Genomic DNA, 25,555 nt, shown 5'->3' on the forward strand with positions numbered 1-25,555 from the left:
TCGCGCCCGGCACCACCTCGTAGGGCCGCACCTGATACTCGAGATCCTGGACCAGGTCGGTGGTGAAGATCGCCCAGAGACAGCCCAGAGTCACCGGCAGGTTCATGTCGAAGCCGTCGCCCATGGCCGCCTTCTGGTCGAGCTGGTCCTGGGCGAGGAGGAACATGCGGAAGGCCTCGAGACCGGAGTTGCGCAGGGCCAGCTCGTAGCTCTGGTGGTACTGCCCGAAGCGGCAGGCGCCGCAGGAGCCGGCGGTGAGGTAGACGAACTTCTTGCTCACTTCCTCCGCGCCGATCTCCCCCGACTTCTTCTTGAGGAAGTTGACCAGGTTGCCGGTGGTGAAGCTGGTCGGGCAGCACTGCCCGATATCGGCGACCTCGCGGCCGGTCAGCAGATCGTCCCGCGTCGCGACCGGCAGGACCTGGGCCCGGTGGCCGCCGCTCTCCAGCACCGCCTGCAGCACGCGCTCGACGCGCCAGTGCAGGCCGCCGAAGAGGATCGTCACCGAATCGCGCTCGGCGCGGGTGAAGGGCCGCGGAGCATAGGCCCGATAGTGGCCGGGCGCTCGCGGGTCGGTGGATGGCTCAGTGGTTGCGGTGGCCATGGCGTCTCCCTTCGAGGCTCCTCACGTGGCGGTCCATCCACGCTTCGAGGAGCGCGACGGTCTCGAATCCGGGCAGGCGTCGGATCGTGTCGTCCACCTTGCGCGCGGCCTCCAGCCCCTCCGGCCCGCCGAAGAGGTAGCCGGCGAGGAACTCGACCTCCGCGTCGGCCTCCACCCCGCTGCCCACGGGGGCCCAGAAGCGGTCCACCAGGAACCGCGCGACCCGGGCCACGACGCGGCGCTGCAGCCGCATCTCGGCCTGACGGTAGTAGAAGAAGAAGTGGCGCGACTCGTCGAGCACGATGCGGTCGAGCAGGTCGCTGAGCACGGGATGGCCCGCGACCGCCGCGAAGCGACGGTAGCCGGTGAGCGTGGTCAGCTCGTTGATGGCGCCCCACACCATGTGCACCGCGCAGAAGTCGGCCCATGCCTTCGAGACCATGGCGGTGGCCGCCGCCTCGACGCGCTTGGCCACGGTCTCCTGCCCGCGGGGCCGGGCGCGGGTGCCGATCGGCGACCCCGCCGCCTCGAGGAAGCGCGCCAGGACCAGCCCGTGGAACGTCTCCTCGTACACCCAGCAGGCCAGGAAGGTCGCGACGTCGGGATCGTCCACCGCCCGGGTGGCCAGCAGGCTGCGCAGGTAGATGATCGTGTGGCTCTCGACGTCCGCCATGTAGCGGAGCGTCCGGATCATCTCGGGCGAGACGGGGTACCGGGGCACGTCGGCCCAGGCGATGGCCGCCATGTCCACGGCTCGCGAGCGGCCCACGTACGACTCGATGTCGAAGACAGGCATCGGTCGAGTCAACTCATACGACATTGTGGGGCACATTTCAATGACGACCCCATATGTGGGCTGTCCCTACCTGGATTACGGCCGGCCGGCGCCCCTCGGATCTGGGCCGGGTGGGAGGACCGGGCAGTGGGCGCGGACCATCTCGGCCAGCCGCTCGCCCCGGGGCACCGGATCCAGCGGGCCGACCACCGTGCGGTGGCGGATGACCCCGTCGCGATCGACCAGGAAGATGCCCTGCTCCAGCGCGGTCATGGCGTGGTGATGCAGGCGGCGGACGAAATTGCGGTTCATCACGTCGAGCCAGGCGCCGCGCACCTGCGGGCCGCTGTCACCGTGGGTGAACGCGTAGGAGAAGCTCACCACCGCCGACCGGGTGGCCTCGAGCGCGCCGCGATCGCCCAGCCCATAGACGGCATAGAGCCGCTTGTCGGGATCGCAGACGAACGGATAGGGGGTCGGGCTGTGACCGAAGAAGACCCGGGCCGCCGGCAGCAGGTTGGGGCCGACCTGGATGATCTCGGTGCCCGCGGCCTGCAATTCCTCGTAGCCCTCGGTCATGCCGTCCATGTAGACCCGGCAGAACGGGCACGTGAACCCGCGGGAGAACCACACCACCACGTTGGCCCGGCCACGGTACGCGGCGAGGTCGACGGTGTCGCCCTGCACGGAGCTCAGGCTGAAGAGCGGGGCCGGGTGGCCGACCGCCGGAGGCTCGGGAACGGACGCCACGATGCGAGGATAGCACGCGGCGGCGCGCGGCCCGACGAGCCGGGCGAGACGCAGCGCGACACAGAAATTGACGGCGCGGCCCTCGCCTCGCTACCCTCGCGGTGAGCGGTGGAGACCATCAAGATCGTCTACGACTTCGTGTTTCCCGACGGGGACGCGAAGTCCTATACCGTCGATCTCGACCGGGGTTCTCTCATCCTCCTCCCGGCCGACCGCACCCGGCCGCCCGCCTGGGCCCGCCTCGAGAACCATCAGTGCGGCCACTGCCCGCTGAAGCCGGCCGAGCATCCCTACTGCCCGGTGGCCACCAACCTGGCCGCGCTGGTGGAGTCGTTCAAGGACAAGGCGTCGGTGGCCGAGGCCACCGTCACCGTCACCACCGACGAGCGGACCTACGTCAAGAAGCTGCCGCTGCAGCGAGGGATCTTCGGCGTGTTCGGCCTGGTCATGGCGACCAGCGCGTGTCCGTACATGGACTTCCTCAAGCCGATGGCGCGCTTTCATCTGCCGTTCTCCACCGCGGAGGAGACCATCGTGCGCTCGGTCTCCATGTACCTCCTCCACCAGTACTTCGTGGCCAAGCGGGGCGGCTCGCCCGACCTGGGGCTCGAGCTGCTGGAAACGCACTACGAGAACATCCAGAAGGTCAACGACGGCATCCTGGAGCGCATCAAGGGCGTCGTGCAGAACGACGCCGACCTCAACGCCCTCATCATCCTTCAGGGATTCGCCGATCTCCTCACGATGGCGATCTCGAAGGACCTCTCGAAGATCGAGCCCCTGTTCTTCCGCAAGCCGTGAGCGCCACCCTGATTCGGCCGCTCTAGCGGCCGTCGTTGTCGAGGGCGTCCTTGATCTGGTCGGCCGGGATCGCGATCTTCACGCCGGCGCGCTCCTCCTGCAGCAGCATGGCCACGCGCGAGTCGCGCTCGCCCCAGCCGCGGTTGAGCGCCTCGGTCAGCTCTTCGAGCGCGAGGTTGGCCATCCGCATCGGCACGCCGAGCTCGCGGCCGAGGCCGACGGCGAGCGAGACGTCCTTGTGGCTGAGTCGCAGGCTGAAGGCGGGCGGGTCGAACGTGCCGGGCAGGAACTGATCGGCGAGGCCGTCGAAGGTGCGCCGACGTCCGCCCGCACCCTGCCGCACCGCCTTCCAGAGGGTGAGCGCGTCCACTCCGCCCTTGACCCCCATGGTGAAGACCTCGGCCAGCGCGGTCTGCACCGCGTAGCCGGCGCAGTTGTGCACGAGCTTGGCCACCGAGCCGGCGCCGATCGGGCCCACGTAGTACGGCTGATCGCCGATGGCGTCCAGCACCGGCTTGAACCGATCATAGACCTCGCGGTCGCCGCCGATCCAGAGCGCGAGCTTGCGGCTCTTGGCGCCCTTGGGCCCGCCGCTCACCGGCGCGTCGAGCACGTGCAGGCCCTTGTCCTTGAACGCCGGATACAGCCGTCGCATCAGCGCCGGCGAGTTCGTGCTGAGATCGAAGTAGGCCGCGCCCTTCTTCATGCCGTGGATGAGGCCGTCCGGGCCGAGGGCGACCTGCTCGACCTCCTTGGGCCCGGGCAGCGAGGTGAAGACGACCTCGACGCCGTCCGCCACCGCGCGCGGGGTGTCCTTCCACACCGCGCCCGCCTTGAGATGCGGGGCCGCGACGTCTTTCCGCGCGTCGTTCACCTGAAGCTCGTGGCCGCCCGCTTGCAGATTGGACGCCATGCTGGCGCCCATGGTGCCGAGACCGATGAACCCGACCTTCATGCCTTCTTCTCCCTCGAAGACCTGTGTGACGACCTTCGCGGCGGACATCGCGCTGGGCCGGCCCGCGTCGAACGCCAGGTGCGTGATCAGCCTGCCGGTCTCCTCCGTGGTCACCCCGTTGGCGAGCGCGCGCGCGGTGCGACCCTGTCCTCCTCTCGGCGGACTTTCGGAGACCCGGGAAACGCGTAGAATCCTGCCACGGGAAAGGAGACTTGACCATGGCCAATGCGCCCTACCGCATCTACGCGGTCCGCTACGCCCATCGCGCCTGCACCACGTCGGAGGCGTTCTACGGCGACTACCACCGCGCCCCCATGACGATGGACTACTTCGTGTGGGCGCTCACCAACGGCCGCGAGACGGTCGTGGTGGACCTGGGCTTCACGGAGGCGGTGGGCACGCGGCGCGGCCGGCAGTTCCTCCGCTGCCCGGGCAAGGGCCTCTCCGAGATCGGAGTGGAGGCGGCCTCGGTCCAGCACGTGATCCTCAGCCACTTCCACTACGATCACGTGGGCAACTACGCGCTCTTCCCCAATGCGACGTTCTACGTGCAGGACTCCGAGATGGCGTTCTACACCGGCCGGAACGCGGCCCTGCCCGCCTTCCGCCATTCGGTCGAGGTGGAGGACGTGTGCGCGCTGGTGCGGCTGAACTACGAGCGGCGCATGCAGTTCGTGGACGGCTCGCGCGAGATCGTGCCCGGCATCGCGGTGCACCACGTGGGCGGCCACACCGCGGGCATGCAGCTCGTCACGGTGGCGCACGCGAAGGGGCAGGCGGTGGTGACGTCGGACGCCGCGCACTACTATCGCAACTTCGAGGAGAACATCCCGTTCAACACGCTGCAGGACCTGCCGCGGATGTACTCGGCCTTCGGCAAGATCCGCGAGCTGGCCTCGTCCTCCGACCTGGTGCTGCCCGGCCACGACCCGCTGGTGCTCGAGCGGCTCACCCGCGTGGGGGACGGGATCGTGGAGATGTAGGCGGACTCGGCATCCCTTCCCCCGCCGGGGAGAGGGTAGGGTGGGGGGGCCTGGTGCCCCGCGTCGCATACGCCCGCGTGAACTCCGCCCCGAACAGCACGATCTGGGCGGAGTAGTACACCCACGCCAGGATGAGGATGATCCAGGCCGCGGCGCCGTAGGCCGCCCCGATCTCGCTGCGGCCCAGGTACACCCCGATCGCGAGCTTGCCCACGTAGAAGAGCGCGGCGGTCACCGCGGCGCCCACCCATACGTCGCGCCACCGGATGTCGGCGTCCGGCAGCACCTTGAAGATCATCGCAAACAGCAGGGTGTGGACGATCAGCGAGCCGGCGATCTCGGTGAGCAGGAGCACGCCGCTGATGCCCGGGATCCAGTCCGAGCCGTACCGGCTGAGGGCAACGGCCGCCGCGCTCAGCACCAGGGAGACGCTCAGCAGGAAGCCCACGCCCAGTACCGCCGCAAACGACCAGAGGCGCGCTCGGACCATGGCCATGACCCCGCCATGCGACGCGGTTGGCACATCCCAGACGCGGTTGAGCGCGCCCTGGAGCTGGCTGAACGCGCTGGTCGAGCCGAAGAGCAGCACGACGAGCCCGATCAGGGTCGCCCGCGAGCCGGTGCCCTGCCGGCTCGCGCTCTGGATCAGCCCCTGGATCGCACTGGCGCCTTCGTCGCCCACCAGGTCCCGGATCTGGCCGACGAGCTCGCCCTGGGCCGCCTCGGGGCCGAACAGCGCGCCGGCGACCGCGATCACGATCACCAGGATCGGCGCCAGCGAGAAGACGGAGTAGTAGGCGAGCGCGGCCCCGAGGGTCAGGCAGTCGTCGGCGTTCCACTTCACCGCCGCGCGAGTGAACACTCTCCCGACCGCTCGCACGATCAAGGCCCCCCCACCGCGGCCGCGCTCAGCTGGGACAGACGAGCTGACCGAGGTGCTCGGTCGGCCTGGGATTCCCGCCCTTCATGCCTGACCTCCGCGGGTGTAGTCTACGCCCGCGGTGGTGACGCGGCCAGTCGACCGACCCTGGGCGCGCATCCGTTCGGCGCCGATCCTGATCCCGACAGTGACCAGCCGAGCAAAGGAGAGCGTCATGAGCATCCAGTCCGTCAATCCGGCCACCGGGGCGATCATCGAGACCCTCGAGCCGACGTCCGCGCCGGAGATCGAGCGCATCCTGGCCGGCGCGCATTCCGCGTTCCTCGAATGGCGCACGCGCCCGTTCGCCCAGCGCGCGTCGTTGATGCGCGGGGCCGCCAAGGAGCTGCGCGCCCGCAAGGCCGAATACGCCCTGACCATGACCCGGGAGATGGGCAAGCCGATCGTGCAGGCCGAGGGCGAGGTGGAGAAGTGCGCGGTCACCTGCGACTACTACGCGGAGCACGCGGAGGTCCACCTGGCCGAGCAGCCGCGCGAGACCGACGCCTCCCGCAGCTACGTGCGCTTCGACCCGCTCGGGGTGGTCCTGGCCGTGATGCCGTGGAACTTCCCCTTCTGGCAGGTCTTCCGCTTCGCGGCGCCGGCCCTGATGGCCGGCAACGCGGGCATCCTCAAGCACGCCAGCAACGTTCCGCGCTGCGCCCTGCAGATCGAGGAGGTCTTCCGGCGCGCCGGCTTCCCGGAGGGGCTCTTCCGGACCGCCCTGGCCGACGCGGCCACGGTGAAGCGGATCATCGCCGATCCCCGCGTGGCCGCGGTCACCCTGACCGGCAGCGAGCACGCGGGCATGGCGGTGGCGTCGCAGGCGGGCCACGAGCTCAAGAAGACGGTGCTGGAGCTGGGCGGCAGCGATCCCTTCATCGTCCTGGCCGACGCCGACGTCGAGGCCGCCGCGATCGCGGCCACCGAGGGCCGCCTCATCAACAGCGGCCAGAGCTGCATCGCGGCCAAGCGCTTCATCGTGGTGGAGCCGGTGGCCGACCGCTTCCTCGAGCGCTTCAAGACCGAGCTGGCCTCGCGCAAGATGGGCGATCCCACCGCGCGCGAGACGCAGGTGGGGCCGCAGGCGCGGACGGACCTGCGCGACCAGCTGCACCACCAGGTCGAGGAATCGGTCAAGCGGGGCGCCCGCGCGCTGCTGGGCGGCCAGGTGCCGGCCGGCAAGGGCGCCTTCTATCCGCCGACCCTGCTGTCCGCAGTGGATCGGGGCATGCCGGCGTTCGACGAGGAGACGTTCGGGCCGGTGGCCGCGGTCATCCGCGCGAAGGACGAGGCCGACGCCATCCGCCTCGCCAACGACACCGCGTTCGGGCTGGGCGCCGCGCTCTGGACCCGGGACCGGGCGCGTGCGGAGCGGCTGGCCGTGCAGATCGAGGCCGGCGCGGTGTTCGTCAACGGGGTGGTGAAGTCGGATCCCCGCCTGCCCTTCGGCGGGATCAAGCGCTCCGGCTACGGCCGCGAGCTATCCGAGTACGGCATCCGCGAGTTCGTCAACATCAAGTCCGTCTGGATCGCCTAGATCGGGGTCAGGTCTTGCATTACGACATTTTTAGCCGCGTGGCATGCGCCCGCGGCCCGAAAATGTCGTAATGCAAGACCTGACCCCGGCTACTCGCCGGAGGTCGGGAACTGGCGAAGGAGGCGGCGGTGGAAGTAGACGAGAGCCGCGACCACCGCGGCGCCCGCCAGGACGTGGCCGGACAGGAAGACCCACGGCGTCATGGCCTCGCGCATCCACTGTGACAGCCCGTAGGCCAGCGCGATGAAGACGACGGCCAGGCAGCAACCCAGCATGAAGATCAGCCCCAGCACCCGCTTGTCGCGCTCGGCGAGCGCGAAAAGACCCGAGACGGCGAGCCCGAACAGCACGAAGCCGCCGAGGTGCACGACCGTGTAACCCAGCACGAGCGGCGCGGTGATCGCCACCTCACCCGCGCTGCGCGCGCCGTGGAAGAGCGCGGCCCCCAGCATCGCGGGCGTGCGCAGCGGGACGCCGGCGGCCAGATCCACGATCAGGAACAGCACCATCGCCACCGCGGCTCCGACCACGCCGACGACAATGCCCTCCCCGACGACGTGCCTGAACCGCCGCCTCGGTCTGCCCCGCGCCATCCGATCCTTCTGGGACGTCCGATCCGGATACGTCGTCGTCGGCATCACCGGGCCTCCTGTTCGCGAGATTGTGCTGCGAGTGGCTGCTGCACGTTTCGCACCACACTGATTCCTTCGTTCGGACCGCATCCGGAAAGACGTCACCGCATCGCGCTCAGCGAGTGCAGCCCGGCGCGGAAAAAAGTACGCGGGACTCTTTACCGTTCGGCCGCGCACCCCAGATTGACCAAACTCCGAATCGCCATTGTTCTCCGGGTACTTGATGGGTGGCATATCCATTGCTCCATGAGTGGTCGAGTCGGCGCATCACGAGACACGCGCGGCCGACCGGGAGGGAGATCAATGAAAGAGCCGAGAGGGAAGGCAGCTCCGCGAATCGGGAGAAAGGATCAACAGGATCCCGACCGCGGGAACCGCACTCCTCGAGAGGGCGTCGTCGACCATGAGCCTGAGCGCAGCGATCGCGACGCCGGCGCAGGGCGACCGGTACAACTCGACGTCGAGGACCGCCCCGAGTCGGATTCCCCGCGCCGGACCGACGACACGCCACCGGCCAAGTAGTCGCGCAAATCAACACGACAAGCCGAGCTCGCCCGCGAGCTCTAGGGAGGAAGAGCCCATGCGGTACGGAACCATGATGGCAGCCACGGTGTTCGGCGCCCTGTTGACCACCGCGCCCTTCGCGGCGCAGGCCGAGCAGAGCACCACCGACAAGGTGATGGACAAGACCAAGAGCACGACCGAGGAAGCCAAGACCGCGGTCAGCGACAGCTGGATCACGTCGAAGACGAAGATCGCGCTCTACAGCGACGAGCGCGTGAAGGGCACCCAGATCAACGTCGACACCAAGGACGGCGTGGTGCACCTGCGCGGCAAGGTCGACTCCAGCGAGGCCAAGGCCGCGGCGGCCGACGTGGCCAAAGGCATCGACGGCGCCAAGTCGGTGAAGAACGACCTGCAGGTGGTCGCCCCGAGCGCGCGGAAGGCAGTGGACGCGACCGACAAGGACATCGCCAAGACGGTGGAGACGCGGCTGAAGAAGGATACCAATCTCAAGAAGGTCGACGTTCGCGCCGACGGCGGCGTGGTCACCCTGACCGGCGAGGTGCCCAATCTCACCTCGTCGGCCCGGGCCTCCGAGATGGCGCGGGGCGTGGGCGGAGTGAAGTCCGTCAAGAACGAGTTGACGGTGCGCCAGGCCAACAAGTAGGCCCGCGAGGCCTGCACAATGGCCAAGAAGAAGAGTCGTGGCCGTCGGAAGGTCAAGAAGGTGATGGGGGAGTACAAGCGGGGCTCGCTCCGCTCGTCGTCGGGCCGCAAGGTCCGGAAGCGGAAGCAGGCCGTCGCCATCGCGCTGAGCGAAGCCCGCAAGTCGGGTGCCCGCATCCCGCGCAAGGGGCGGCGGAAAACCCGATCGCGGTGACGCGGACGGGAAAGAAAGGAGAAGGGAAATGGGCACGATGGAAAAGGAGCGCCAGGGTCAGGGCGGCCAGGAGCAGCGGCCGGGGCAGGGTCAGCCCGGTCAGCGTCAGCCGGGGCAGAGTCAGCCCGGTCAGGGCCAGCCCGGACACGACCGAGACAAGGACCGCCAGGGCCAGTCGCAACCCGGCCAGGGCGGGCAGAACCGGTAAGCGCAACGGCACGGACGAGCGGCGGGGCGCCCCGCCGCTCGTCTCAACCAAAAACACCCATACCCACGAGCGCACGCCATGACGACAACCCGCACGCGAGATGTGAAAGGGGGGACACGCAGTGGCGCTAATCCTGATCGTCGTCCTGATACTCATCCTGGTCGGCAGCTTGCCGACCTGGCCCTACAGCTCGGGCTGGGGTCCCTATCCCAGTGGAGTGGTGGGCATCGTGCTGCTGGTTCTCATCATCCTCGCATTGACCGGGCGGCTGTAACGTCCGTGTACTCCCTGATCGGACGGGCGGTGACGGCGGCGGTGCTCGCCACCACGGCCGCCGGCCTGGCGGTCGCGTGGGCGCGCCGCCGTCGTCCCGCCCCCGTTCCGGTCGTGCGGTGTCCGATCCACGGCATCGCCTACGACGCCGAGCTGGAGCTGTGTCCCGAGTGCGCGAAGACGCCGGCAACCCGCGAGACCGACCCGAAGCTTCCGGGCAGTCAACCGTTCGAGACGATGGGAGGCATGCGATGAAGAGCACACCGACACTCTATTGCCTGACGTGCGGGGCATTCCGCGCCGTCGAGGACTGGCACGAACGCGGTGACGCGCTGGTGATCGAGCTGGAGCCTTGTGGCCACGTGCTCCACCGCAACGCGGGAGTCGAGTGGCCGATCCGGACCGCGGCCTGACGCCGCACGAGAGAGAGGGAGAGAGCCATGATGAGTCGATTCCTGCTGGGCGCGATCGTGGGAGGCGTTGCCGTCTACGTATGGGGCGACGAGATCCGCCGCCTCGTCAACACCAAGGGCCAGACCGCCCGGCTCGCCGCGGCGGACACGCTCCAGAGCGTGCAGAGCGCGGCCGAGCAGCTGCTGGATTCGGCCAAGGACCACCTGACATCCACGATGGAGGCGGGGCAGGAGGCGATCCGGCCGCCGCGAATCACGCGATGAGTCGCGCGGGGCTCGCCGGCGTCGCGCTCCTGGCCGCAGCCCTCGTCGGGGGCTGCGCCATCGAGACGGCGCCGACGACGCCCGGACGGACCACCGAGACCACTCGGCCCGCTCCCAGCAATCCCTCCGCCGGATCGACGCGGCCCGCCGCCTCGTCGAAGACGGTCGACGCGGCACAGATCGCGCGCCTCAAGAAGGCGATGATTCCGCTGCTGCAGGCCATGGACAAGCCGATCCCGCCGAGCCAGGTCAAGGTGGGCATCGTGGACGAGCCGTCCATCAACGCGGCGAACGCCGGCCACGGCGAGTTCTATGTGACCACCGGCCTGCTGAGCAAGGCGAGCGATGATCAGCTCCTGGCGGTGATGGCCCACGAGGTCGCGCACGAGGATCTCGGCCACGTCGCGAAGGCCCAGGCCCTCGGCACCGGGCTGAACATCGGCGCGGTCCTGCTCGACCAGCTCTTCCCGGGCGCCGGCGCGGTGGCCCCGCTCGCGGGCGCGCTGATCCAGAGCAAGTACAGCCGCTCCGAGGAGTACGCGGCCGACCGACACGGCGTCGAGCTGCTGCAGCGCCTCGGGCGGAACAAGGACGTGATGATCAACACGCTCACCTGGCTGATGAGCACGGAGGGCGGCGGCAGCGGCGGCGGATTCTTCAGCACCCACCCCGAGACGGGAGACCGTATCGAAGTCCTGCGCAAGCTGTGAGCGGGCCCGGGAAGCAGGGAGCGCGACGGATGCTCTCGACCGCCTGTCTGCTCCTGCTCCTGGCGGGCTGCGCCCACGTGCAGCCCCACCTGGACCTCCCGGACGTCCCGATCTCGGACGCCTCGTTCCGGGCCACGCTCGTCGGCTTCACTGGCGGCGCGGTGGTCGGCGGGAACCGGGCTCAGATCCTGCTGAACGGCGAGGAGGTGTTCCCGGCCAAGCTCGCGGCCATCCGCTCCGCCCGCAAGACCATCACCTATGCTCAGTACGTCTTCGAGGAAGGCGCGCCCGCCGCCGACACCGCGCGGGCGCTGGCCGAGCGCTGTCGCGCCGGGGTCAAGGTCCACGTGCTCGTCGACGCGGTCGGCTCGCTCATGATGCCCTCCGAGTACCGCGACTGGATGACCGAGGCGGGATGCCAGGTGGCATCGTACCGGCCGATTTCGCCCTGGGCGATCGACCGCGTCAACTACCGCAATCACCGCCGCATTCTCGTGGTCGACGGCCGGGTCGGGATCACCGGCGGCTCGGGCACCAGCGGCAAGTGGAGCGGCAACGGCAAGCAGGAAGGTCAGTGGCGGGACACCGACATGCGGGTGGAGGGGCCGGTGGTCAGCCAGCTGCAAGGCGCGTTCGCGGAGAACTGGCTGGAGGCGACCGGGGTGGCCCTCGGCGGGCCCGAGTACTTCCCGTGGCCCCTCGAGCGAAAGGGCGGGGTGGACGCGCAGATCGTCCGCAGCTCGCCGTCGGGCGGCAGCGTGGCGATGTACACGATGTTCCTCCTCGCCATGGCCTCGGCGCGCCACTCGATCTACATCACCAACCCGTACTTCGTGCCCGACGACAAGATGATCGAGACGCTCGTACAGGCGCGCCAGCGCGGGGTGCGCGTGGTGCTCATCCTGCCCGGGGCCATCGACCACAACCTGGTCCGTCAGGCCAGCCGAGCCGAGCTGGGGCGCCTGCTCAAGGCCGGCATCAAGATCTACGAGTACAAGGCGGCGCTGCTCCACTCCAAGACCATGGTGATCGATTCCATGTGGGCCACCGTGGGCAGCACCAATCTCGACCGCCGCTCCTTCGAGCTGAACGAGGAGCTGAACCTGGTGGTCTACGACGCCGAGATCGCCCGGCGACTCGAGCAGGTCTTCGTGGCCGACCTCGAGCAGTCCCGCGAGGTCACCTACCAGCAATGGGCCGATCGCGGCTTCTTCAGCCGCTTCATGGAGATCCTCTCCATCCCGGTGCGCGATCAGCTCTGATCGCCGCGCCGGTTGACGCCCGCGCTATGCTCGAAATATATGCTCCGCCGCGGCGCCGTGCTCCTGGCTCTTCTGCTCCTGGCGGTGGCCGGCGACGGCTTTCCGGTCTCGACCCCGGCGCCGTCGCAGGCCCAGATCCCCTCCTCGCGGACCGAGGCGGGATTCGGCCCCGCCGGGCACGCCGGCAGCGCGTACAAGAACGTCGATCCCGAGTACCGCCGCGCCTCCTACTGGGCCCGCCTGCACTCGTTCGTGATCGGGAGCACCTGGCTCGTGACCGAGCGGCGCGTGGCCGCCTTGCCGTCGGGCACACCGGACTGGAACCTGCTCCGCCAGGCGACGAAGACGCCGACCGTCACCTGGATCGGTCACTCCACCGTGCTGGTGCAGCTGGACGGGGTGACGTTCCTCACCGACCCCAACTGGGGCCAGCGCAGCGGCCCCTTCAGCGGGTTCATCGGCGTGCGTCGCTACACCCCGCCCGGCATCGCGCTGGACGATCTGCCGCCGATCGACTTCGTGCTGATCTCCCACGACCACTACGATCACCTCGACGAGCCGACGGTGAGGCGGCTCGCCCAGAAGTTCGATCCTCTCTTCATCGTGCCCAAGGGCATCAAGGCGTGGCTCGCCGACCGCGACGTCACCCGGGCGGTGGAGCTGGACTGGGGGGAATCGATCGTGGTCAAGGGTCTGACCGTGGTGTGCACGCCCGCCCAGCACGGCGGCGGGCGGACCGCGATCGATCAGGGCCGCCGGCTCTGGTCTTCGTGGGCGGTGCTGGGATCGAAGCGCTTCTACTTCGGGGGCGACACCGGCTATTACCGCCACTTCCAGCAGATCGGCGACGCCCTCGGCCCGTTCGATCTCGCGGCGCTGCCCATCGGCTCCTATACCCCGCGCGAGATCGCCAAGCCCGTGCACATCTCGCCCGAGGAGGCGATCCAGGCCGCCATCGACCTGCGCGCCGCCCATTTCGTCGGGGTCCACTGGGGAACGTTCGCGCTGGCCCGCGAGCCCTACACCGAGCCGCCGCAGCGCCTCGCCGCCGAGATCGAGCGGCGCCATCTCGACCCGGCGGTCGCCTGGGTGCTCAAGCCCGGCGAAACGAGGCGCTGGTAGCAGCCGGCGCAGTCAGCCGCGGAACACTCGGCGGCTGCTCTTCAGCAGCCGCCCTAGAGCCAGTAGTAGGGGAAGCGGTAGTAGTCGTGCAGCTGCGTCTCGTACTCGCGATCGAAGGCGGCGTCCGGCCGGTACTCCGGCGCTTCCTGGATCCGCTTCTTCTCGATGTTCATCACCACCGTCTCTTTCTGCGGCACGACGCTGCTGATCCAGGCGGTCGAGAGCACGACCTTCTTGCCGGGCAGCCAGCTACCGGTGTCGATCACGAGATAGCGCAGCTTCATCTCCTGGTCGTCCACGATCAGGTCGCTCACACCCCCGATCTCGCCGTCGGTCGCGAGGATCTTGTAGTTGAGGATCTCTTTCAGCGGTCTCAGCATGGCTCGCTCCTCCTCGAGGTGAAATGCTCATTCCGGGAGCAACCTCCATGCCCGGCGCGACGCCGCTCCGGACGCCCCCGCCACGGGGACATTGGGCGAATTGGCGCGCGCCGATCCGAGAACCTAGAACGAACTACCGGGTAGTATCGAGGACTTGGCGAACCGCGGCGGCGTCGCGCGTCTCGTGGAACCGGCCGTTGCTGTAGGCGCCGATCACGCGGCGCCAGAAGCGGATCGCCGGGGCGTTCCGCGGCAGCTCCGAGATCTCCCAGACGCCCGGGAAGCGGTCGAAGAGGGCGAAGACCGCCCGACGCCCGATCCCCCGCCCGCGGTGCGCGCGCAGCACGAAGAACTCGGCCATCCGGAAACCCACGCCGGGGCTCATATGGGGCGACGGTGCCTGATTGATCAGCGCGGCCCCCACCCGCTCACCGGACTCGATCAGGATCAGCGTGTGATCGGTCGCGTCGTCGAGCCAGTCGGGCAGGTGGTCCGGCGTCCACCGGCCTCCCTCGTCGAGCCGGTAGTAGCCGTCGTCGAACTCGGAGAGGTCGTGCAGGTAGAACGGGTAGACCCGGGTCAGCCACTCCCGGTCGGCGGCCGAGCCGCGCGCGTCGCGCAGCTCGAGGCTCACGACGTCACCGCGAGACCGGGCGCCGCGGGCGACGCTAGCCGCCGCTGGGCTCGTCCACGTCCCGCGCCCCCACCGTGCGGTTGCGGTACTCGGCCGGGATCGGCCGGCCCGCGTCGGTGAACGCGCGACGCACCGCCTCGACGTTGGGGCTGAAGATCGTCTTGCGGTTGGTGCGAGCCCAGTCGTTGGAGTCGCGGACGGTGGCCAGCGAGCCCTGGAAGCGCGGCATCACATAGCGGGCGAACAGCTCGTAGCTCCGCAGGGTCTGCTCGCGGTCGGCCCATTCGTGGGCGCGGAACAGCAGCCCGCCGAACCCGCCGGCGCTCAGCTCCTGCAGCCGCTCGATGCCGCGGATCACGGTGTCCGGCGTGCCGACCAGGGTGGTACCCATCTTCACGCCGTCTCGCAGCGGATCGTCGGCGCGCCCGGGCGGGCGGCCCAGCGTGTCCTCGAAGTACGTCACGGTCTCGTGGCGCTCGCCGCGGTTGACCTCGCCCAGGGCCCGCTCGTCGTCGTCGGAGACGTGCACGTTCACGACGAGGCGCCAGTGCTTCCGGTCCATCGTCTTGCCGTGCCTGGCCGCGGTCTGCTCGGCGATCTTCCACTGGTTGGAGAGCGCCTCGGGGCCCCCGGGCAGACCGGCGCCGATCGACAGCACCCCCACGCCGTGCTTGCCCGCGGTCATCACCCCGGCCGGAGTGATGGTGCTCGCGACCGCGATCGGGAAGTGGGGATCGGTGTACGGGGCCAGATGGAGCCGCGCCTCCCGCAGCTCGAACCAGTCCGTCTTCATGGTGACCGGCTCCTCGCACCGCAGCAGCGCCATGATCGCGTCGAGGGCCTCGTCCATCCGCTGGCGCTGGGTCACCGGCTCGATGCCCATCATGTAGGCGTCGGAGACGAGGGCGCCGGGGCCGCAGCCCAGCATCGAGCGGCCGCGGGTCATGTGATCGAGCTGCACGAAACGGTTGGCCACCATGAGCGGATGATGGTACGGCAGGCTCGTGACCCCGGAGCCGAGCATGATGTGGCGCGTGCGCTCGGCCGCGGCCGCGATGAAGACCTCGGGAGAGGCGATGATCTCCCAGCCCGCGGAGTGGTGCTCGCCGATCCACACCTCGTCGTAGCCGAGGTGGTCCATCCACTCGATGAGCTCCATGTCCCGGTTCATCGCGAGCGTGGGATTCTCACCGACCCGGTGGAACGGCGCCAGGAAGATGCCGAACTTCATGCCCTTGTGAGCCAATGAACGCCTCCGTGGCCAGCGGGATGCGGCGCCGCGAACAACGGTGACTGTAGCACGCCTTGAGTCGGGCGCGCACCGATGCTAGAAGAGGCCCATGGATTTCACCTACACCGCCGAGCAGGACCGCTTCCGCGCCGAGATCCGCCGATGGCTCGCCCAGAACTTGACCGACGATCTCCGCATCGAGGACCCCACCGACGAGCGGGTGGCCCCCGACCGGGACACCTTCGAGCGGAGGCGGCAGTGGCAACGGCGCATGTACGCGGCGGGATGGGTCGGCATCTCGTGGCCGACGGCCTACGGCGGCCGTGGCGCCACCTTGATGGAGCAGGTCATCTACGACGAGGAATGCTTCCGGGCGCGCGCGCCCGTGCTGCCCGGGTACTCGGGCATCGGCATGGCCGGGCCGACCATCATCGAGTGGGGCACCGAGGAGCAGAAGCGCCGCTACCTGCCCCGCATCCTGGGAGCCGACGACATCTGGTGCCAGGGCTATTCCGAGCCCGGCGCGGGCTCGGATCTGGCGAGCCTCAGCACGCGCGCCGAGGATCGCGGCGACCATTTCGTGGTGAACGGGCAGAAGGTGTGGACGTCGGGCGCCCAGTTCGCGGACTGGATCTACCTCCTCGTGCGCACCGATCCGGCGGCCCCGAAGCACCGCGGCATCAGCTACCTGCTCGTGGACATGCGGACGCCCGGCATCACGGTGCGGCCGCTCGTGCTCCTGAACGGCCACCGCCACTTCAACGAGGTGTTCTTCGTGGACGTGGCGGTGCCCAGGGCCAACCTGATCGGCAAGCAGAACGAGGGCTGGAAGCCCGCGATGACCACGCTCATGTACGAGCGCAAGGGCGGCGGCGGCCGCGGCCACGAGGAGCAGCTCGCGCGCCTGCGCGCGCTGGCCGCGACCGTCCCCCTCGACGGCCGCCCCGCGTGGGAGAGCCCGGTGATCCGCCAGCGCTTCGCCCAGCTCGTGATCGAGGCGCAGTGCCAGCGCTACACGCGCATGCGCAACCTCACGCGGCAGCTCCGCGGCGAGCCGCCGGGGCCCGAGGGCTCCATCCTCAAGCTCTTCGGCTCCGAGCTGGGCGTGCGCATCGCGGACTTCGCGGGCGAGCTGCTCGGCCCCCACGCACTCCTGAACCGGCCGAGCGACCAGGTGCCGGACGGCCCGCGCTGGTACAACCGGGTGCTGAGCGCGCGCCAGTACACCATCGCGGGCGGCACCAGCGAGATCCAGCGCAACATCATCGGCGAGCGGGTATTGGGTCTACCAAAGTAGGGCGAGCTGCAGCCGAAGGCGAGGCGAGCGAATACAAGAAAGGGGTCAGGGTGTGACCGACACCAACCGAGAGCAGCAGGCCGACGCGCTCATCGCCAGGATGAAGAAGGCGCGGGGCTACATGTACCCGGAGTGGGAGTTCGCAGCCCGCCAGGACCCCGAGTTCGTGGAGGCCTACAACCGGCTCTACGAGCAGTCGCTCGGCGAGGGCCAGCACGTCTCGGCCAAGGTGCGCGGGTTCGTGGCCATCGCGCTGCTCTGCTTCCGGGGGTCGGAGCGGCCTGGGCTCGTGGCCCACATGCGGCGCGCGATGGAATTCGGCGCGACGCCCGGCGAGCTGTTCGAGGTGCTGGAGGCCTGCGTGGTGCCGGGGGGCGCGCCCACCTTCCACCGCGGGCTCGGCGCCCTCATGGAAGTGGTGGGCCCGTCGACCCGCCCCCCGGCCCGCTGACCGCGCGCGGTCAGGCCCGCAACGGCTCCCGCGGCGTCAGGGCCGCGAGCGCGATGGCCACACCGTGAACCAGATCAGGCTGCGATGAGCGAGCGGGTTTCGCGACGCGATGATCAGGAACACGCCGAGCGTCGCGTAGATCCCGAGGATCATCATGAGATAGTGCGAGGGACCGGGGCCCCACGACCAGCCGGAGGGCCAGAGCCGGCTCAGCGGATAGATACCGACCAGGCAGATGAGACCGACCACGAGCAGGACGGTGCGCAGGACGGACAGGCGTTGATCGGACATCGCAGAAACCTCCTGTCTGGGAAGGGCGATCGCGGACCACGCCGGACGGCCGGAGGGCGCCCGGGCCAACCGACGGTCCCGCGGCGGTGGGGGCCGGTCAAGACTCGCCAGCCGGGGAGGCTCGCGACCGCCCCGTGCCTTGACACGGGCCGATGCCGGGAATAGATTGCGGCACACCGACCGGCTGTCGCCCCACGAGAGACGAGATCGTGCCAGGATCCGGCTTCGCTCGGTCCAGCCAAGCGCCGTCGACCACGTGCGCCGCGCTTGCCCTGCGCCCCTCGAGCGGTCAATCGTCGCCACCCCAACGGAGGAGGTCCCATGAGCACTCGACGTGAATTCTTGAACCTGGCCCTGGTCGGCGGCACCGCGGCGGCCCTCGCACCTCGGCCGGCCGGCGCCGCCGTCAAGTCCATGGGCGTGGTCCACGAAAGCTCGTTCATCAAGGGCTTCGACGACTTCTTCGTCAAGACGCTCTCGCCCGAGTACGAGAAGCTCACCGGCATCAAGGTGACCTACGAGCCGGTGAGCGTCGGTAGCATGCTGACCCGCCTCACCACCATCGTGGAGACGAAGTCGGGCCCGGAGATCGTCGCCACCGGCGTGAACTGGCCCCATCTCTTCGACGCGGGGCTGCTCGACGTGACCGACGTGGCCCAGGAGATCGGCAAGAAGATCGGCCCGTGGCACGACAACATCTTCGACTCGGTGGTGGTGAACAAGAAGTGGAAGGCGCTGCCCTGGGGCAACATCGGCCAGCTCGAGGTCTACCGCACCGACTGGTTCAAGGAAGCCGGCATCAACAAGTTCCCCGACACCTGGGAGGACCTGCTCTCCGCGGGCCGGCTCCTCAAGAAGAAGGGGCATCCCTTCGGCTTCGAGATCGGGCACGGCTTCGGCGACAACCACGGCTGGATGTACCCGCTGCTCTGGTCCTACGGGGGCCACGAGGTGGACAAGGACGGCAAGACGGTGGTGATCGACTCCGACGAGACCGCGAAGGCGGTGGACTTCTGCCGCCGGTTCTACAAGGAGACGATGCTGGAGGACGTGCTCGGCTGGACCGACGTCAACAACAACAAGGCCTTCTTCGGCGAGCAGATCTCCTGCACCAACAACGCGATGTCGATCCTGATCGTGGCCAAGAGGGACTTCCCGGATATCGCCAAGGTCACCGACCACGCGCTCAACCCGCAGGGGCCCAAGGGCCGCTACCATCTCTACAATCCTCAGTCGCACGCCATCGCCTCGCACGCTCCGGATCCGGCGGCGGCCAAGGCCTTCCTGCGCTGGCTCTACGACGACAAGCAGCTCTCGCGCTGGTTGGTGGCGGGCGAGGCGTACTACGCCCCGTTCCTGCACGGCTACGACAACCACCCGATGTGGAACGCGGATCCGCGGTACATGGTCTTCAAGGAATCGCTCAAGACCTCGCACCTGCACGGCTGGCCCGGGCCGGCCGGCCACCAGCTCTCCGAGAGCGTGGCCAAGTACGTGGTGGTGGACATGTTCGCCAAGGCGTGCCGCGGCGATTCGACCAAGGACGTGATCGCCACCGCGGCCAGTCAGCTCAAGCAGATCTACAAGGCCCGTTAGACGATGGCGGTCCGGCCGGAGCCGTTCGCCCGATCGGCCTCGGCCCCCGCGCGGACGTTCACCTTGCGTGGCGTCCTCGAGCGGGAAGGCGCGTTCAGCTGGATCATGCTGGCGCCGGGCGTCGCCTTCCTGCTCGCGTTCGTGGCCTACCCGTTCTTCTACGGCATCTGGCTGAGCCTGCAGGACCGCCCGGTGGCCCGGGCCGGCGTGTTCGTGGGGTTCGCCAACTTCATCAGCCTCGCCCACGACGGGGTGTTCTGGCAGGTCAGCCAGAACACCTTCCTCTACACCGCGGTGACCACCGTGCTGAAGCTGCTGGGCGGCCTCGCGATGGCCCTGGTGGTCAACCAGCGCTTCCACGGGCGGAGCCTCGTGCGCGCGTTCCTGCTCCTGCCCTTCATCGTGCCCACCATCCTGAGCGTGGTGGCGTGGATGTGGATCTTCGATCCCACCTACAGCGTGATCAACTGGACGCTCGTCCACACCGGGCTCATCGACACCGGCTTCTCGTGGCTCGGCAACCAGACCCTCGCGATGGTGGCGATCATCATCGTCAACACCTGGCGGGGCATCCCCTTCTACGGCATCACCATCCTGGCGGGGCTGCAGACCATCTCGCCCGATCTCTACGAGGCCGCGGCCATCGACGGGGCCACCGTGCGCCAGCGCTTCTGGCACGTGACCCTGCCCATCATCAAGCCGATCCTGATCATCGTGACCATGTTCTCGGTGATCTTCACCTTCTCGGACTTCCAGATCGTCTACGCGCTCACCCACGGGGGCCCCGCCAACGCGACCCAGGTCTTCGTCACCTACGCGTTCGACCTCGCGATGTCGGGCGGCCAGCTCGGCATGGGCGCGGCCGCCGCGCTCACCATGCTGCCGGTGCTAGCGGTGATGATCGTGCTGCTGACCTTCTACCTGCGGCGGGACTGATGATCGAGGCGCGCGGATTCGTGTCGCGGACGCTCCGGCTCTACCTGCCGTTGCTGCTCTGCCTCGTCGCGATGCTGTTTCCGTTCTACTGGATGCTGATCACCTCCATCAAGCCGAACCGCGAGCTGTACAGCCAGAAGGTCATGCCGCTGATCGTCCACCAGCCCACGCTCAAGCACTACTACGACCTGCTCTCCGAAACGAACTTCCTCCTCTGGACCTACAACACGATGCTGGTCGCGGTGGTGACCACGCTGATCTCGCTGGTACTGGGCGCGATGATCGCCTACCCGCTGGCCCGCATGAACTTCCCGGGTGCCGCGGTCGTGGCCATCGGGGTGGCCGCGACCTACCTGGTGCCTCAGCCGCTCCTGTTCATCCCGATGGCCGACATCATCAACCGGCTCGAGCTCAACAACACGCTCAGCGCGGTGATGCTGACCTACCCCACGCTGCTGATCCCGTTCTCCGCGTGGCTCCTGATGGGCTATTTCAAGAGCGTGCCGCGCGAGCTGGAGGAGGCCGCCCGCATCGACGGGGCCAGCCGCTTCCAGGCCATGTGGCGCGTGGTGCTGCCGCTGACCACCCCGGGGCTGCTCTCCGCGGGCATCTTCGCCTTCACCCTCGCCCAGAACGAGTTCCTCTACGCGCTGATCTTCCTCTCCAAGAGCGAGGTGCGCACCGTGCCGGTGGGGGCCATCACCGAGCTGATCCGCGGCGACGTCTTCTACTGGGGCCAGCTCATGGCCGCGGCGATGCTGGGCTCCATCCCGGTGGCGGTGATCTACTCGTTCTTCGTCGACTACTACGTGGCGGGGCTCACCGCGGGGTCGGTGAAGAGCTAGGTTGACGCCGCACGGCTGCGTGAAGTTGCCGGGCGGAGGGGCAGGGGCGCGGGGGGCGGGGCTCTGACCACGACCGGCGATCTCGTCTTGCGCGGATAGCAGTTCCCAACCTAGCGACGTGAGGCGCCGTGCTCACGTGGCCGGGAACGGGTCACCCGCCCGCCCCCGCCGCCCCTGCCCCTCCACCCTCCCGCCCCGCGACTCCTCCCTCCCTTCCAAGAGCGAGGTGCGCACCGTGCCGGGGAGGGCGATCACCGAGCTGGTCCGCGGCGACGTGTTTTCTATTGGGGGCAGCTCATGGCGGCGGCGATGCTCGGCTCCATCCCGGTCGCGGTGATCTACTCGTTCTTCGTCGACTACTACGTCGCGCGCCTCACCGCCGGGTCCGGCTAATTAGCCGGTGTTCGCGAGTTTCTCGATCTCTCGGTGGGTTTTCTCCAACCAGTACATCATTCCCATCTCGCGGTACATCGTCGTCGCAGTGCTGAGGTGCCCCTGCCCCTGGTCGCGCTTGCCGATGCGACGGTAGAGCCTGCCGAGGCCCAGGTGGCAGTGGGCGGCGAGCGGCCGCATGCCGAGGTGGTCGGCCAACGTCATGGCTTGGCGATACCCCGCCTCTGCCCTCCCCTCGTCCGGTGGGGTCTCCCGCGAATGGATCTCGCCGAAAAGGCGGAGCGCGTAGGCCTCGTCGCCGCGTTCGCCGCGCTCGCGCGTGAGTGTGAGTGCTCGCTCCGCGTGCCGGTGGGCTTCCGGCAGCCGGCCGGCAAGGATGCAGGCCTCGCCAGAGTGTGCCGTGACGAGAGAATGGAAGACCGTCGCCACGCCAGACTCGAAGGCCGTCATGGCCTGACCAAGCAGCGACAGGCCTTCCTCAAGACGCCCTGAACGGGCGTACGTATATCCCAAGAACCCCATACAGGAGGGGGACAAGAGCCTGATGTTCCATTCGCGGGACATCGCGAGAGCCCGCTCGAGAAGCGGCACCGCCAGGCCGAATTCTCCCTTGACGGCGTGAACGTATCCGAGCGCCAGATAGGCTTGGCCGAGACTGAAGGGGTGATCCGCTGCCTCGGCAATTCGAAGTCCTTCCTGCGCCTCCGCGATCGATTGCTCGAATTCGCCACGCTCAGCGAGGGCATGAGCCAGATAGCGACGGGCGAACACCGATGGGAGCAACGCCTGGCCAAACCGCTCACGACTGAGTTCGCCTTTGAGCGACTCCGTGACCTTCCGGAAAAGATCCGTGGCCGCCTGATAGTCGCCCACGTTCCAGCGGGCCGCGGCGAGGTATTGATTCGCCACGACCTTGAGCCGGAAATCCTCGAGCGCTTCCGCGATGGCCCGGGCCGTCTCGGCGAACGCGAGCGCATCGGTCAAGCGACCCGTCAACCAGCAGCTGGAGATCATGTAGGCAGACGCCCAGGCAAGCCGCCGGGGGTCATCCAGTGTCCTGGCCAGCCCCTCGGCCTCGCGGAGATACTCGAGACCCTTCTCGAGCTGGCCGAGCGGCAGCAGCGACGTCCGAAGATCGAAGCGAAGATCGATAGCCTCCTCGAGGCGTTCATGCGTCCCGGGAAGACGGGGCAGCGCGGTCAGCGCCTGTTCAAAGCACGTGACCGCCTCCCGGTAGGCCGACCGTGCGGCAGCCTTGACGCCGGCCTGACGGAAGTAGATGACAGCCTTGTCCCACACCTCGCCCCGGAGGGCGTGGTGGGCGAGCCGCTCGACGTGTCCGGCCAGCCGGCCTGCGTACACGCGCTCCATCATCTCAACCACAGTCGCGTGCAATGCCCGCCGCCGGTCGGCGAGCAGGCTGCCGTAGGTCACGTCGTGCGTGAGCGCATGCTTGAAGGTGTATTCGAGATCGGGAAACAGGCCGCTCTCGTAGAGGAAATCGGCGGCCTGCAGCCGGTCGAGCGCCCCACGGAGCACGTCGTCGGAAAGCTCGGCGAGGCCCTGCAGCAGCGCGAACGGCACGTCCTTGCCGACCACCGACGCGGTCTGGAGCAGCCGCTTGTCCTCCGAGGAGAGCCGGTCGATGCGAGCCGCCAGGATCGCCTGGACCGTGGACGGCACCTGAAGGGACTGCAGCGGCTGCGTCAGCCGGTACCGGCCGGGCAGCCCCTCGAGCGCCTTCGTCTCCACCAGGGTCCGGACGGTCTCTTCGAGGAAGAACGGGTTGCCACGCTTGACGAGGAGCTCCTTCAGGGGCCCGAGGCCGGGAGCGGCGCCGAGGAGCACGTCCAGGAGCTCCGCGGCGTACTGGGTCGAGAGCGCGTCCAGCCGCATCTGACTGTACGTGGTCTTGCTGCCCCAGCCGTGCTGGTACTCGGGACGATAGTTCACCAGCAATAGCAGCCGCGCCGAGCCCAGGCCGTCGACCAGGCTCTCGAGCAGGGCCTGGGTCTCACCGTCGACCCAGTGCAGGTCCTCGAACACCACGAGCAGCGGTTGCGCCTGGCTCTCGCGCAGCAGCAAGCGCTTGACGGCGTCGAGCGTGCGCTGCCGGCGCTGCGGTGGGTCCAGGGCCTGCCACGTCGCGTCCTCGACCGGCACGTCGAGCAGCGCGAGAAGCGGGGACAGCAGCGACTCCAGCGCCCGGTCGAGGCTCAGCACCCGCCCCAGCACCTTGGCGTGCATGTCGCGGTGATCGTCACGGTCACCGATCTTGAAATAGCCTTTGAGCAGGTCGATCACCGGCAGGTAACCGGTGGCCTTGCCGTACGATACGGACGAGGCCTCCAGGATGAGCCAGTCCTGCACTCGATGCGAGTGAGTGAACTCGTACGTGAGGCGGGACTTGCCGACCCCGGCCTCGCCCACGATGGCGACGACCTGGCCGTGGCCGGCCGCGGCCCGGCCGAGGACCCGGCGCAGGTGCTCGACCTCGGCGTCGCGGCCGACGAAGCGCGTGAGGCCGCGAAGCACCGCAGCTTGCAGGCGCGTCCGGGCCTGGCCCGCTCCCGTCAGCTCGAAGACCTCGATCGGGTCCGAGAGGCCCTTCACCGGGATGGGCCCGAGAGACCTCACCTCGACGTAGCCCTCGGCCAGCCGCGTCGTCTCGCCGGTCAGTCGCACGGTCCCGGGCGTCGCGAGCTGCTCCATGCGGGCCGCCAGGTGCGTGGTCTGCCCCACGGCCGTGTAGTCCATGCGCAGGTCACTGCCAATCGACCGCACCACGACCTGGCCGGAGTTGAGACCGACCCGGATCTGCACCTCCACGCCCTGCGCCCGCCGCAGCTCGTCCGAATAGCGGCGCACGGCGTCCTGCATCCGAAGCGCGGCGTAGCACGCACGGACAGCGTGATCCTCATGGGCGAGCGGCGCGCCGAAGAGGGCCATGATCCCGTCACCCATGACCTGGTTGACCGTGCCCTCGTAGCGATGCACGGCGTCCATCATCCGCTCCAACACGGGATCCAGGATCCGGCGCGCCTCCTCGGGATCGCGGTCGGCCAGCAGCTCCATCGAGCCCTTGAGGTCGGCAAACAGGACGGTTACCTGTTTGCGCTCGCCTTCGAGGGCAGCCTTCGAGTTCAGGATGCGTTCGGCGAGGTGCTTCGGCGTGTACATCTCGGGCAAGGGCAAAGGGGGGGCCGCGAGGCCCGTCGACGCCGAGGTTGATCCGGTCGGATGGGCGCACTCCGAGCAGAACTTGGCCGCCGGGGAAAGCTGCGCCCCGCAGTTGGCGCACGATCGCGGCAGGGGTGCCGCGCACTCCTCGCAGAACTTCGCGCCGGGGTGGTTATCGTGCTGGCATCGCGGACACTTCATCGACACTTCATCCGGGCTCTCCCCTGGGCGACGTGAGCACGCAAACCGTCCACGCAGTACCGCGGCCGAGCGGTGGCCGGACTCTAGCGCGGGCGGCCGGAAGGATCAATACTGACGACCCGATGTGCAAATCCCCAACGTGCCCAGGGCAAGTCGGACGCGTAGATAGAGGACCACAACAGATGCTGGAGCGGCGCAGTCGGCCCGTGGCATCGGTCAGTCGATGACGAAGTTCGAGGAGATCATCCCGTGCTCCGTTGGTGAGTTCATGTTCGGCCTGAGCCCACACGTATTGGGCGAGGTAGAGTTCCGGCGCATAGGCGGCGAAGAGCACGTTCAGTGCTGTTACGTGGCGAGCTGACCTGCGCTCCGTCACGAGTTCGCTGCTGAGTCATCGGCTGGACGGAGGTGGGAGGGGCGGCGGGGGTGGGGCGGGTGACCCGTTCCCGGCCACGCAAGCACGGAGCCTCACGTCCCCAGCTTGGGAACTGCTATCCCCGCAAGACGAGATCGCCGGTCGTGGTC

General features: G+C 68.7%; 28 protein-coding genes and 2 pseudogenes. 19 read left to right on the forward strand and 11 right to left on the reverse strand.

Going from position 1 to position 25,555, the window contains the following annotated elements; translation table 11 throughout:
• From VKN16_06715 to VKN16_06725, 3 genes are all read right to left on the reverse strand, one after another.
• The coding region (locus tag VKN16_06715; GenBank protein HME93891.1) for a hypothetical protein at window positions 1–604 on the reverse strand (604 nt) is incomplete at its 3' end.
• Window positions 585–1,400 carry an acyl-ACP desaturase gene (locus VKN16_06720; protein HME93892.1) on the reverse strand — a complete coding sequence of 272 codons (816 nt, stop codon included), beginning with the start codon at window positions 1,398–1,400 and terminating at the stop codon, window positions 585–587. The genes VKN16_06720 and VKN16_06715, both read right to left, overlap by 20 nt.
• Before the next feature lie 75 nt (window positions 1,401–1,475).
• On the reverse strand, window positions 1,476–2,129 hold the full coding sequence (locus VKN16_06725; GenBank protein ID HME93893.1) for a redoxin domain-containing protein: 654 nt from the start codon (window positions 2,127–2,129) through the stop codon (window positions 1,476–1,478).
• Between the two features lie 108 nt (window positions 2,130–2,237).
• Here VKN16_06725 and VKN16_06730 point away from each other — a divergent pair, with 108 nt between their 5' ends.
• Window positions 2,238–2,930: a hypothetical protein gene (locus VKN16_06730; GenBank protein ID HME93894.1), complete on the forward strand. Its 693-nt coding sequence runs from the start codon at window positions 2,238–2,240 to the stop codon at window positions 2,928–2,930.
• Between the two features lie 22 nt (window positions 2,931–2,952).
• Here VKN16_06730 and VKN16_06735 read toward each other — a convergent pair whose 3' ends face one another.
• Complete coding sequence (locus VKN16_06735) at window positions 2,953–3,999, reverse strand: NAD(P)-dependent oxidoreductase (protein ID HME93895.1); 1,047 nt, start codon at window positions 3,997–3,999, stop codon at window positions 2,953–2,955.
• A 104-nt stretch (window positions 4,000–4,103) separates the two neighbouring features.
• On the opposite strand from VKN16_06735, the gene VKN16_06740 reads away from it, so the two are divergent.
• The gene (locus tag VKN16_06740; protein HME93896.1) at window positions 4,104–4,868 is read left to right on the forward strand and encodes an N-acyl homoserine lactonase family protein; all 765 of its coding nucleotides are present in this window, start codon (window positions 4,104–4,106) and stop codon (window positions 4,866–4,868) included.
• On the opposite strand, the gene VKN16_06745 is transcribed toward VKN16_06740, so the two are convergent.
• Window positions 4,834–5,730, reverse strand: coding sequence for a YihY/virulence factor BrkB family protein (locus VKN16_06745; protein HME93897.1), 897 nt, complete (start codon window positions 5,728–5,730; stop codon window positions 4,834–4,836). The two genes, VKN16_06740 and VKN16_06745, sit on opposite strands and share 35 nt — an antisense overlap.
• A 232-nt stretch (window positions 5,731–5,962) precedes the next feature.
• Between VKN16_06745 and VKN16_06750 the strand changes: the two genes are divergently transcribed.
• Entirely contained in the window at window positions 5,963–7,327 is a 1,365-nt protein-coding gene (locus VKN16_06750) for an NAD-dependent succinate-semialdehyde dehydrogenase (GenBank protein HME93898.1), read from the forward strand.
• A gap of 89 nt (window positions 7,328–7,416) precedes the next feature.
• On the opposite strand, the gene VKN16_06755 is transcribed toward VKN16_06750, so the two are convergent.
• On the reverse strand, window positions 7,417–7,965 hold the full coding sequence (locus VKN16_06755; GenBank protein ID HME93899.1) for a hypothetical protein: 549 nt from the start codon (window positions 7,963–7,965) through the stop codon (window positions 7,417–7,419).
• A 574-nt stretch (window positions 7,966–8,539) separates the two neighbouring features.
• Between VKN16_06755 and VKN16_06760 the strand changes: the two genes are divergently transcribed.
• The 10 genes from VKN16_06760 to VKN16_06805 all read left to right on the forward strand — a co-directional run bounded on the left by VKN16_06760 (window position 8,540) and on the right by VKN16_06805 (window position 13,595).
• Window positions 8,540–9,130: a BON domain-containing protein gene (locus VKN16_06760; GenBank protein HME93900.1), complete on the forward strand. Its 591-nt coding sequence runs from the start codon at window positions 8,540–8,542 to the stop codon at window positions 9,128–9,130.
• Between the two features lie 18 nt (window positions 9,131–9,148).
• Window positions 9,149–9,343 (forward strand): DUF6496 domain-containing protein, encoded by a 195-nt coding sequence (locus VKN16_06765; protein HME93901.1) that lies wholly within the window; start codon window positions 9,149–9,151, stop codon window positions 9,341–9,343.
• A gap of 28 nt (window positions 9,344–9,371) precedes the next feature.
• On the forward strand, window positions 9,372–9,551 hold the full coding sequence (locus VKN16_06770) for a hypothetical protein (protein HME93902.1): 180 nt from the start codon (window positions 9,372–9,374) through the stop codon (window positions 9,549–9,551).
• Between the two features lie 121 nt (window positions 9,552–9,672).
• The gene (locus VKN16_06775; GenBank protein HME93903.1) at window positions 9,673–9,825 is read left to right on the forward strand and encodes a DUF3309 family protein; all 153 of its coding nucleotides are present in this window, start codon (window positions 9,673–9,675) and stop codon (window positions 9,823–9,825) included.
• Window positions 9,826–9,830: 5 nt separating this feature from the next.
• Entirely contained in the window at window positions 9,831–10,079 is a 249-nt protein-coding gene (locus VKN16_06780; GenBank protein ID HME93904.1) for a hypothetical protein, read from the forward strand.
• Window positions 10,076–10,237 (forward strand): hypothetical protein, encoded by a 162-nt coding sequence (locus tag VKN16_06785; GenBank protein HME93905.1) that lies wholly within the window; start codon window positions 10,076–10,078, stop codon window positions 10,235–10,237. Before VKN16_06780 ends, VKN16_06785 begins: the two co-directional genes overlap by 4 nt.
• Window positions 10,238–10,264: 27 nt before the next feature.
• Window positions 10,265–10,501 (forward strand): YtxH domain-containing protein, encoded by a 237-nt coding sequence (locus tag VKN16_06790; protein ID HME93906.1) that lies wholly within the window; start codon window positions 10,265–10,267, stop codon window positions 10,499–10,501.
• Window positions 10,498–11,211, forward strand: coding sequence for a M48 family metallopeptidase (locus VKN16_06795; protein ID HME93907.1), 714 nt, complete (start codon window positions 10,498–10,500; stop codon window positions 11,209–11,211). Before VKN16_06790 ends, VKN16_06795 begins: the two co-directional genes overlap by 4 nt.
• A 29-nt stretch (window positions 11,212–11,240) precedes the next feature.
• A complete protein-coding gene (gene cls / locus VKN16_06800; GenBank protein HME93908.1) occupies window positions 11,241–12,473 on the forward strand; it encodes a cardiolipin synthase in 1,233 nt (410 codons plus the stop codon).
• 39 nt (window positions 12,474–12,512) lie between these two features.
• A complete protein-coding gene (locus VKN16_06805) occupies window positions 12,513–13,595 on the forward strand; it encodes an MBL fold metallo-hydrolase (GenBank protein HME93909.1) in 1,083 nt (360 codons plus the stop codon).
• 53 nt (window positions 13,596–13,648) lie between these two features.
• Here the strand turns inward: VKN16_06805 and VKN16_06810 are convergent, their stop codons facing one another.
• The 3 genes from VKN16_06810 to VKN16_06820 all read right to left on the reverse strand — a co-directional run bounded on the left by VKN16_06810 (window position 13,649) and on the right by VKN16_06820 (window position 15,840).
• A complete protein-coding gene (locus VKN16_06810) occupies window positions 13,649–13,975 on the reverse strand; it encodes a PRC-barrel domain-containing protein (GenBank protein ID HME93910.1) in 327 nt (108 codons plus the stop codon).
• A 133-nt stretch (window positions 13,976–14,108) separates the two neighbouring features.
• Entirely contained in the window at window positions 14,109–14,609 is a 501-nt protein-coding gene (locus VKN16_06815; GenBank protein HME93911.1) for a GNAT family N-acetyltransferase, read from the reverse strand.
• A 34-nt stretch (window positions 14,610–14,643) separates the two neighbouring features.
• Window positions 14,644–15,840, reverse strand: a complete 1,197-nt coding sequence (locus VKN16_06820) for an LLM class flavin-dependent oxidoreductase (GenBank protein HME93912.1) — start codon at window positions 15,838–15,840, stop codon at window positions 14,644–14,646.
• Window positions 15,841–15,949: 109 nt separating this feature from the next.
• Between VKN16_06820 and VKN16_06825 the strand changes: the two genes are divergently transcribed.
• Together VKN16_06825 and VKN16_06830 are read left to right on the forward strand one after the other, a co-directional pair.
• Window positions 15,950–17,137, forward strand: coding sequence for an acyl-CoA dehydrogenase (locus VKN16_06825; GenBank protein HME93913.1), 1,188 nt, complete (start codon window positions 15,950–15,952; stop codon window positions 17,135–17,137).
• Window positions 17,138–17,189: 52 nt separating this feature from the next.
• On the forward strand, window positions 17,190–17,588 hold the full coding sequence (locus VKN16_06830) for a carboxymuconolactone decarboxylase family protein (protein HME93914.1): 399 nt from the start codon (window positions 17,190–17,192) through the stop codon (window positions 17,586–17,588).
• Window positions 17,589–17,648: 60 nt separating this feature from the next.
• Here VKN16_06830 and VKN16_06835 read toward each other — a convergent pair.
• Window positions 17,649–17,879, reverse strand: a pseudogene (locus VKN16_06835) (DUF6632 domain-containing protein).
• 321 nt (window positions 17,880–18,200) lie between these two features.
• Here VKN16_06835 and VKN16_06840 point away from each other — a divergent pair.
• From VKN16_06840 to VKN16_06855, 4 genes and pseudogenes are all read left to right on the forward strand, one after another.
• Window positions 18,201–19,475, forward strand: a complete 1,275-nt coding sequence (locus VKN16_06840; protein ID HME93915.1) for an ABC transporter substrate-binding protein — start codon at window positions 18,201–18,203, stop codon at window positions 19,473–19,475.
• Window positions 19,476–19,478: 3 nt separating this feature from the next.
• Window positions 19,479–20,411, forward strand: coding sequence for a sugar ABC transporter permease (locus VKN16_06845; GenBank protein ID HME93916.1), 933 nt, complete (start codon window positions 19,479–19,481; stop codon window positions 20,409–20,411).
• Entirely contained in the window at window positions 20,411–21,256 is an 846-nt protein-coding gene (locus tag VKN16_06850; protein HME93917.1) for a carbohydrate ABC transporter permease, read from the forward strand. Before VKN16_06845 ends, VKN16_06850 begins: the two co-directional genes overlap by 1 nt.
• A 214-nt stretch (window positions 21,257–21,470) precedes the next feature.
• Window positions 21,471–21,649 (forward strand): annotated as a pseudogene (locus tag VKN16_06855) (carbohydrate ABC transporter permease).
• Here VKN16_06855 and VKN16_06860 read toward each other — a convergent pair.
• Entirely contained in the window at window positions 21,650–25,030 is a 3,381-nt protein-coding gene (locus VKN16_06860; protein HME93918.1) for an adenylate/guanylate cyclase domain-containing protein, read from the reverse strand.
• Window positions 25,031–25,555 lie beyond the last annotated feature (525 nt).

Source organism: Candidatus Methylomirabilota bacterium (assembly GCA_035315345.1).
Classification (GTDB): Bacteria; Methylomirabilota; Methylomirabilia; order Rokubacteriales; family CSP1-6; genus CAMLFJ01.